This window comes from uncultured Butyricimonas sp. (genome assembly GCF_959596855.1).
GTDB classification, from domain to species: domain Bacteria; phylum Bacteroidota; class Bacteroidia; order Bacteroidales; family Marinifilaceae; genus Butyricimonas; species Butyricimonas muris.
This window is the reverse complement of record NZ_CAUFYA010000004.1, coordinates 167225-176562: the sequence shown is the minus strand read 5'-3', so window position 1 is coordinate 176562 and position 9338 is coordinate 167225. Positions and strand designations below refer to the sequence as shown.

Sequence of the window (9338 nt, the reverse complement as noted above, 5' to 3'; positions counted from 1 at the left end):
CCTTCTCCCGGCTCATCACCTGCACCCCGTACAGGGGATTGCTTTCCGCCCGTCCGGTCGCCTCCCCGTTATCCCCGCGCAACTTCAATGTCACGTTGTAACTTGCCGGTCCGGGACGCGTGAAACCGTACCCCTCCTGTTGAGGGTAGATATTCACATCGGCGTTAAAGCCCGACCAGTACTGCAAAGCCTTTATCTCCTCGGGAAATATACCCGTAAGGCGGTTATTATGCAAGGTCAAAGACATCAAACCGGTAAGGTTACCCAACGACGCGGGCACCGCGCCCGTCAATTGATTGTTGTACAAACCCAACGACATCAAACCGGTAAGGTTACCCAATTCCTCCGGGATTTCCCCCGTCAGCCGGTTGTTGTACAACCAGAGTGACTGCAATCCGATAAGATTGCCCAAAGCGGCGGGAATAGAACCCGTCAGCCGGTTATCGTTCAAATCTAACGCAGTCAAGTTCACCAGATTGCCCAATTCTGCCGGAATCGTTCCCGTCAATTGATTTTCACTCAAATCCAAATACGTCAATCCTGTCAGCTGCCCAAGCTCTGCCGGGATAGAACCGCCAAGCTGGTTTTTCCCCAATCCCAATTCCGTTACACTGGAAAGATTGCCTAATTCCGCGGGGATAGCACCCGTCAATTGATTATTATGCAAACTCAATTCCGTCAAGCCGACAAGGCGCCCCATGGCGGATGGGATTGATCCGCTCAATTGGTTAAAACTCAAGACCAGATAAGTCAAGCTCGAGAGATTGCCCAATTCTCCCGGGATACTCCCTTTCAAATTATTCCCGCTCAACTCCAACTCGACTACTCTTCCCTCCTCGTTGCAAGTTACCCCGTACCATTCCGACAGCGGCATATCACTACACCAATAGGTATTCTCCATCCAATTAGCGCCATCCGTCGCGTTGTACAAGGCTACCAGTATATCCCGATCCGAGAATCCGTCTTGGGAAACCCGAAGAATCACACTTTTTTCCGTCCCCGGCTCCCCGACGGTTACCGCGATCTCCCCGTCACGCGCACTGCCGTTATTGGCACCCGTTGTCACGGTGAGGGTATTCCCGCTAGCCGCGACAGTACACCACTCCGCCATTTCCGGGGTCATCGAGAACTCCCATGAACTTTGATTCGTGAGCACCAACACGTTTCGGGTTTCACCCGCGGGATCCATCCGCAGGGTATCGTGATTCAGCGTCAACGTCATGTTCGGCAACTGTATCACGCGAACTGTTTTCTGCAAACTACCCGCCGTGAAAGTGATCGTGCACTCGCGGGGCGTAGTCGTGTTGCTGTAGGCTTTCGTGTAAACGATAGCGTTATTGGCGTCTTCCATCAACTCGCACCAGTCCGCGCCTCCCGTCACGGATGCCTCCCACTCGTCGGCATTCGTCGTCACCCGCAACGTCGAGTACGATTCCGCCGCCGCCACCTTTAGTACATCGGTCGAAACCTCCAATGAAACAGCCGTTCCCAACTGCGCCAACGAAAGATTGGCAAAAGCATTTCCCGTACCCGACGCTACCGTCAATTCGGATTTCCGGGCATTGCCTCCGGTGTTTTTCTTCACGGAAATTACCATCTCATCACCTTCGGCACTAGCCTCGTACCAGTCTACCGGTGGCAAATGAAGTTGCCAATCGGGTTGATTCGTCACCACTTGAACACGATACTCTCCGCCATCAGCAGAAAAAGACAACATCTCCTCTGATAACAAAACCGCGGGAGCGGTACCCAATTGCTCCACCATCACCATCCCGGAAGCCGTCACGTCTGTCATGGCACTCGCGGAAGTCAAATTTATATACCCCCTTCTGGTATCCTTGCCCGTGTTTGCACCCCGCGGCTTGACACGCAATTTATCCCCGTCCCGAGTTACCTCGAACCAAGCATCATTTCCGCCCACCGCGCTATACGTCCACTCGTCTTGGTTGGTCGTTACCGTCACCTCTTTTGCCCCGGCATTTTCCCGTACGAAGTTCAAACGCGAATCCGAAATTTTTATCTGGGGCAACGTTCCCAACTGGAACACGGAAACCGTCTTCGTCAACTCCTTGCTCCCCTTTCCCACGGTCACGGATATTGTCGCCGAGCGTTCCCGGTTGAACGGGTTCTCGTCGACGGCAATCGTCAACGTCATGCCCTCTGACGTCACGCGGCACCACGACGACGCCTCTTCCGGCACATCCACCCGGTAAGTCTTGTAATTCGTCGTCACCATCACCGTGCGGCTCTCCGCCTCCGCCTTGAACTCCACGCTGGGATTCGAGAAATCCAACGTGGCCATCGGTCCTACCTCGTCACCCTCCGGGTCAAACTTATCCGGGTAGCAACCCGTTTGCCAAAGCCCCAACCAAAGCAACAAGGCAAACGCTTTAAATATTCTTGCTTTCATCATAATCCTCTCTAAATTTTTAACTTAACACCCCTACCGTTTCTTCTTTTTCTGGAAATTGATCACGAAACCGATACCGGCAGTGTAATCGCACATGAAATCGTCACCGATCAAGGCGTTAGCCGTCCCCGACAACACGATCGGTCCTAACCGGAAACTCAATCCCAGTTCCACCTCCGGTCCCTCTTGAAAGTCACTCACGTAACGCTCACCACTCTTGCTCTCCCACTGGCGACCGTATTTACCGAAACCGCCTCCCAAATGAAGAAAACACCAGCGATAAAGCCCCATGCTCACGCCGGCAATATAACTCTCCCGGATATACCCCTTGTCCGCGGAGCCTTTCGTGTCATACTCCTCGGTAATCTCCTCGATACGGAATCCCTCTTCTTTCACGTTCGATTTCTTGAAAGAACCGTAAAAACCGAAACGTTTCCCGAAACCTACACGCCCGCCGACAGGTGCCGTACCCGAGTACAAGTACTCCGCCGTCATACCCCAGCGGTAAGGACTCTCGTCGGGAGGGAACACCGTGTAATACAACCGTTGCTTCGGCGACATCACCAACCGCAACTCCTCCCTCACGAAACCCTCGGCAGAGATATACAACGTCCGCTTCATCTCGTCCGTCAAATCAAACACGAAACGATACACGTGCAACCCGTCCTCGTTCAGGCTCTTCTCCGGCTGCTCCCCGAAAGTAGACTTAATATTCAAATCCTCCAGCGGCGAGAGAAACTCGACACAAGCCTTCCCTTCCTCGGGAAAGAACGAGGTTCGTGATTCTTGTTGCTGAATCACCAACTTTTTCTGCGCCTGTAATTGGGCAAGCCCGACACAGCAAAACACCAATACCAATAAAAATTTCATACATCTCATATTCATAATTTTAAATCTCTATTTCACTACCATTCATGAAATAAAACGACTGTAACAAGTTCACTTGTCCGACAAAAAGCAAACACCCGCTCACTCCCCGTCATCGAAATCCGAAAGGGAGAAAATCTTATCGGCGGGCAAATCCGTACCGTCCTCGTACTTATCGGGTTGCCACGTGCGCACGTGAATCATCGGGTTCGTTTCATCCTTGAAATCCATCAACAGGAAAACGTACCCCACGTCATGGTAACGGTCGGACGTGAACCCCTGTTTCAACGTCACCCCGTAATAATGCTCCTTGGCGGGATGCTTCACCACCTTGATGTCGTCGAAAATGACACGGATCATCTTATTGCTATTGAACACGTTCCGCAAATTCGCCATATACTCCTGTTTCGTCTGGCGTTTATACTCGATGTCGTGATTCAAACGGAACGGGTTATCGCCACCCTTCACCGACTTGACCACTTTTCCCGTGATGATCAAAGCATTGTCGCTAAACACCTGATCAAGAAACACAAGGTCTTTCCGGTTGTACGCCGTCCGGAAATTCTCCACGAAATCGAGGATCACCTGCCTGCGGCGCAGATCGGTCACCGTGATATTACTCCGAATCACCTTGCTATAAAGATGCATCCCGATAGCGAAATAAACCCCGGTAATCTCCCCCGAACGGGAGAAATTCACGACAGCCTCCTGATAGGTGTCGTCCCCGTACGCCTCGGGGTCCAAAGGCTCCATCACCAAGGGGATATTGCGCACCTGATAACCGGAAGGCGTCTGCAAACACTTCTCGATCACCTCCGTTTCCGCACACCGAAACGGGCTCGTCTTCCACAACGCCATCACGTCCGACACCGCACCGCCATCCAACCCGCATCCCACCAACTCCGGCTGCCTCCTCTCGAACTGTGCCATATTCACCTCGGTCAACAATTTCGTGAGCGACTGCTGCACCCGCTCTTTCACTACTTCATCCTGCATATCCGTCAGGAAAAAATCCGTACTGTACTGGGCTGAAACATTTCCCCCGAGCATACAGCACGCGCAGAGAAATAACCACCCGAAAAATAGCTTCTTTTTCATAGCATTTATCTGTTTTTTCACACCTTATCAATACAACTGGAACCACACCTTGCCTTGGTTCGGGTAATTCTCGAGTCGGTCGCCCTCCGTGCCTTTTGTCAGGTTGCGCCGGGTTGCCGTTCCCTTGCCCAAGATAGCTGTCACCTCCCCCGAACGGGAGAAAATCACCATGTAACACTGCTCCGGGGTAACCGCGGAACTCAATTTCCCGAACATCAATTTTCCCTTCTCCTTCTGCTCCACGAAATAACGCTGCAACTCCTCGATTTTCCGGAACGTCAATATCTTGTCGAGCATCGGGTTACCCGTACCCCGGGGTGCCTCCTCCTTCACGACCTCGCGCACCACCACCGTGTCACGACGAGTAACCACTACCGTGTCTTTCCGCACAACCGTGACAGTATCCGTCACCCGTTGCACTTCGACCGTCTTCACCGTATCGGGCACCACCTCTTCTTTAGCAACAGCCGTCACGTCCACCCGCTCCTCACTACCGGTTGTATCCTTATCCACGAGAATATCCTTCACCGGAGTGTCCGCCAGAGTATCTTTTTTCACCGGAAGCACCTCTACCGAATCCTTCTTCTCTATCGTCTCCCCGGTAGTTGCTTTTTGTCCCGCGAACTTTTCATTCACGTCCCCTTTATATATATAGGCAAACACCCGCTGCTTGTTCTCCCGCATCAAAGCGATATGCTGCCACTTCTCCTTGATATGCGGAATAATCTCCTTGCCCACAGACAAATCCGACTGGACACCCAGTATCAGGTTCTGCAAAGCCAACTCCCGCGCGTCATTCAGCTTATCCATCGTGACATCCGCATAATAATAATTACCACTCAACTTGATTTCTTTGATTTTCGCTTTCTCCTCTTGATATTGTTCTTGCGCTCCCGCCACGTGCAAGACAAACAAACAGAGGAAAAACAGATACAACCGTTTCATAATAACATATTTAATAATTCAACTTTTTCGCTTTCGATTTATATTCCTCGAACAAATCCAACACGTTGTGCGTGGGAACATACGTGTACAACCATCCCTTCAAGGAATAATCCCCCTTCAAAAATTTCTGCCGGTCGCACTCGTAATACAACACGTGATTGTAACCCAAATCGGAGTTCACCATAATAACGGTACCCGTGACCTTTCCCCGGGCAATCTCCTCCACACCAAAATAAGGCACACACTTTTCACCCTTACAAAAAGCTACCCAACTATTAACGGGCAATTCCAAATGATCGTAACGCTTACCGTAACGCCTATGTTCAACCTCCATAAATACCTCGTGTCTGATCCGCTCCCCTTCCAAAAAAAGATTCGCGAGAGAGGCTTCCGGGCAATCCTTATCAAACAAAAGAGTAACCACACTATCAAGAGCAACATGATAATAACGGTCGGAACACAACGCCGGAATGATATAATGTTCACCCCTCCGCCTGTAATACCCGCACCCGGGGACAGCCGTCAGCACAGACAAAGGGACTTGCTCCACCGCCGGGGTTTCCGGCATATACAGGAACAACTCTTTCTGGAAATCATCCTCCATCTCGATTTTATCCTTTCCCGCGATTAACCCGTACTGTTTCGGGAAGGTCATCTGCAAAGTGCCCGTTCCGGTGTCCCAGCCCACCTTGTAAGCAGTCGTATCGGCAACGAACACGAAATCCGTCCCCGGCTGGATCGCCGCCACGAACGAAACCAACGCCACGGGACTTTTCTCGAAAGGCACCCCGTTCAACACAAGCCCGACCTTATCATCATTCAAAAGCCGAAGAATCTCGTCCGGTTTATCTATCAAGAGTAAACGCAACAAATAACGCTCCACGAAATCATAGACCGGACGCAAATACTCCGCCACCACACGTGTATCAAAAAGTTCCAGTCCGATACTCGAGATCAATCCCCCGAACCCCGCTTCCACGCGTACTCTTTTTCCCGGACATATAGCGTCGGCATCATATATTCCCGGCTTCATTGCCGATATACCGCAGGTTTCCAACATTTGTCCTATCTCTTCCAATTGCTTTGTCCGGTAAATCGTTTCCTCTTGCGCATACAAACAATTCACCTCCAAACACATGAACAAACAACAAATATACATCCATCGTTGCTCTATCATATTCCAATTCAAAACCACCTTTTTCACCTTCAACAATATTATTTTCAATCGATTAACGCACGATTAAATTCACAATTCCTCTATCAAAAAACGATCGTTTATTGATAATTCAATCTGTAACGAATGACGATTATCGACAAATTCACAAATACTTGATTATGAATTTCGAAAATAAAATAGCTATCGTTTACTAATAATGAAAAAAGTTTTATATTTGTACATGATTAAACGATCGTTTTATCACGTCACAAAATCAGCCTTACATCCAAAAAGATTTCAACCCTATTTTATAATCATCATTATTTCATCATGTTATTATCGATATACAATACATGTAACATTTTTTATTCAATTACAATTATTTTTCTATTATCCAACCATTAAAATAGGAGTTGAATGGGAGTTGAATGGGAGTTGAATGGGAGTTGAATAGGAGATGGTACTAATCAAGTATAAATAATATACAAATATAATAACAATAATTTTACTTATTTCACGATTAATTCTTCCCGCTCCAGTCTAAAACATTCCAGCGTACTCCTTTTTTTAATCTTATATTTTTATCTTTGCCCAAATTAAAAATTAAAAATAATTGTCATGAGGATGATTTATAAGTTTATTGTATGTATGTTTATCGTGGGGTTCGCCCTCCCCGGAAGCGCGCAGAATCAGGGCAAAAAATTCACGTTGAATGATTTCTGCCTGAATTACACCTTCAGGACGCAAGGAATCACGGGACTCCGCTCGTTGAATGACGGGGAACATTACACGGTACTGGAAGACCGGGGGAAAAAGCTTGTCATGTACAGTTATAAAACCGGAAAGGCTGTCGAGACTCTTCTCGATTTGAACGACCCGAAATACGGTGACGTGAAAATGATTCAAGATTACGAGTTCAGCCCGGACGAAAGCCATATATTGATTTACACGAATATCCAACCAATCTACCGTCGTTCATTCACTGCCGACTATTACGTTTTTGATTTCAAGAACAGGGAGTTGAAACCCCTTTCAGAGGGCGGCAGCCAACGTCTGGCGACTTTCTCGCCCGTGGGAACAAAGATAGCGTTCGTGCGCGACAACAATATCTTCATTTCCGACCTGCGTTTCGGTTCAGAGATTCAGATTACTTTTGACGGGAAATTCAACGAGATTATCAATGGAGCTCCCGATTGGGTGTATGAAGAAGAGTTCGCTTTCAACAAAGCTTTCGAGTGGGCTCCCGACGGGTCCGCCTTGGCATTCATCAAATTCGACGAATCGAACGTGAAAATATTTCACATGAACATGTTTCAAGGACAATCCCCCGCGCTAAAAGAGAACGCGACTTATCCTTCCAACTATTCCTATAAATACCCGAAAGCCGGAGAAGCGAACTCCGTCGTGAGTGTTCATGTATATGACATCAAAGACCGGGTTACCACCCCGATGAACATCGGGGAAGAAACAGACATCTACATTCCCAGAATCAAATGGACGAAAGACCCCAAGAGATTGGCAATCATGAAACTGAACCGTTTCCAGAACCGTCTGGAAATCCTCCTTGCCAACGCCCGCGTGGGAAGCACAACCGTTCTTTATCGCGAGGAAAACAAGTACTATATAGCGGAAGAAAATCTGGATAATCTGGTTTTCACCGAAGACGGGAAAAACTTTATCATGAGCAGCGAGAAAAACGGTTATTCACACCTTTATTTATATACCATGGGGGGCAAGGAAGTACAACCTATCACTTCCGGCAACTACGACGTAGCCGATTTCTACGGTTACGATCCGGTGAAGAAATTATATTATTACTCTTCACACGAGGAATCACCCCTTGAAAAATACGTTTATTCCATCGACGCGAAGGGCAAGAAAAAGAAATTAACTCCCACGAAAGGATGGAACGAGGCAGAATTCAGCAAATCGTTTAAATATTTCGTGAACGTGGTTTCCAACGCGGACATGCCTCCCCTGTACACGCTTTACACGGCAAACGGGAAAGCCGTTCGCGTGCTGGAGGATAACGCCGTGTTAAAAGAAAAACTCGGGGAATACAATGTAGCCAAGAGGGAATATATCCAAATCCCGGCTGCCGATGGCAAAACGCTGTTGAACGCGTGGATGATGAAACCGACCGATTTCAACGCGTCCAAGGCTTACCCGGTATTAATTATCCAATATAGCGGTCCAAATTCACAACAGGTAAGAAATTCATGGGGCATGGATTGGGCGCAATACCTTGCACAAGAGGGGTATATCGTGACCTGTATCGACCCTCGCGGAACTGCCGCCCGGGGAGAGGAATTTCGCAAATGTACTTACATGCAACTCGGGAAAATCGAGAGTGATGATATGATTGCCGCGGGGAAATGGCTCGCGGAGCAACCGTACATTGATGCCCGCAAAGTGGGGATCTGGGGATGGAGTTTCGGCGGGTTCATGTCTTCGCTGTGCCTGATGAAAGGGAACAATGTATTCTCGACCGCTATTGCCGTGGCACCGGTGACGCACTGGGGATTCTACGATTCCATTTACACGGAACGTTTCATGCGTCGCCCGCAAGACAACCCGTCCGGGTATAACGACAACTCCCCTATTAACTGGGTGAAGAACTTGAAAGGCAACTTGTTGTTATGCCACGGAACCGCCGACGACAACGTGCACGTGCAGAACGCGTACGAGTTGGCAGAAGCTCTCGTGCAAGCGAACAAACAATTCGACATGCAGATTTACACCAACCGGAATCACAGTATTTACGGTGGCGTGACCCGACTGCACCTCTACACAAAATTCGTTGACTATTTGAATCAACACTTGAAATAAAAAATGTATAAGTTGCGATTTAAATCGCAACTT

6 protein-coding genes are annotated in these 9338 nt (G+C 48.6%); 1 reads left to right on the top strand and 5 read right to left on the bottom strand.

Annotated elements, in window-relative coordinates; translation table 11 throughout:
• The 5 genes from Q5866_RS03395 to Q5866_RS03375 all read right to left on the bottom strand — a co-directional run.
• Positions 1–2413: BACON domain-containing carbohydrate-binding protein (locus Q5866_RS03395; protein ID WP_303178792.1), on the bottom strand; the 2413-nt coding region annotated here is incomplete at its 3' end.
• Between the two features lie 30 nt (positions 2414–2443).
• Positions 2444–3280: a hypothetical protein gene (locus Q5866_RS03390; RefSeq protein ID WP_303178790.1), complete on the bottom strand. Its 837-nt coding sequence runs from the start codon at positions 3278–3280 to the stop codon at positions 2444–2446.
• A gap of 99 nt (positions 3281–3379) precedes the next feature.
• On the bottom strand, positions 3380–4375 hold the full coding sequence (locus Q5866_RS03385) for a hypothetical protein (RefSeq protein ID WP_099293647.1): 996 nt from the start codon (positions 4373–4375) through the stop codon (positions 3380–3382).
• Between the two features lie 27 nt (positions 4376–4402).
• The gene (locus tag Q5866_RS03380) at positions 4403–5320 is read right to left on the bottom strand and encodes a hypothetical protein (RefSeq protein ID WP_303178788.1); all 918 of its coding nucleotides are present in this window, start codon (positions 5318–5320) and stop codon (positions 4403–4405) included.
• A 10-nt stretch (positions 5321–5330) separates the two neighbouring features.
• Entirely contained in the window at positions 5331–6545 is a 1215-nt protein-coding gene (locus Q5866_RS03375; RefSeq protein WP_303178786.1) for a hypothetical protein, read from the bottom strand.
• A 549-nt stretch (positions 6546–7094) separates the two neighbouring features.
• Here Q5866_RS03375 and Q5866_RS03370 point away from each other — a divergent pair.
• Complete coding sequence (locus tag Q5866_RS03370; RefSeq protein WP_303178784.1) at positions 7095–9305, top strand: S9 family peptidase; 2211 nt, start codon at positions 7095–7097, stop codon at positions 9303–9305.
• The last annotated feature ends 33 nt before the right edge of the window (positions 9306–9338 follow it).